At 55.8% G+C, this 382-nt stretch carries 1 protein-coding gene; it reads right to left on the minus strand.

Going from position 1 to position 382, the window contains the following annotated elements; translation table 11 throughout:
* On the minus strand, positions 1-382 hold a 382-nt coding region (locus tag ACI77I_RS32230; RefSeq protein WP_407000260.1), incomplete at both ends, for an immunoglobulin-like domain-containing protein.

The raw sequence follows: 382 nt of genomic DNA on the forward strand, positions 1-382 counted from the left end.
GGCGGTAGTGACGGTTTGATCGCCTTTGTACACATCATCTGGAGCTACAACCGTGACGTTGCCGCTGGACTGGTTCACACCGATGGTGATGGTTTTACCGTTATCCAGAGTGACGGTCAGCGGGTTGGTGATGTTAATCACCGGCGCGCCGTTTTTATCCACAAGGCTGGCGGTGTAGACGATGTTGCCGCCTTCGCCAACAGTGGTGGTCGCGGTCAGTACTACATCGACCTTGTCGATGGTGTCATTGATCGTGGTGGTGGCGCCGTTGCCTGCAACTTCCAGCTTCTCGAAGTTACCGCCAGCGGTGTCGGTGATCTTGACCGTCTGAGTGCTCTTATCGATGAACACGTCATCGCTTGGCGCTGGGACAGTCACAGTG

The sequence above is a fragment of the Pseudomonas sp. D47 genome (genome assembly GCF_045447305.1).
In the GTDB taxonomy this organism is placed as follows: Bacteria; Pseudomonadota; Gammaproteobacteria; order Pseudomonadales; family Pseudomonadaceae; genus Aquipseudomonas.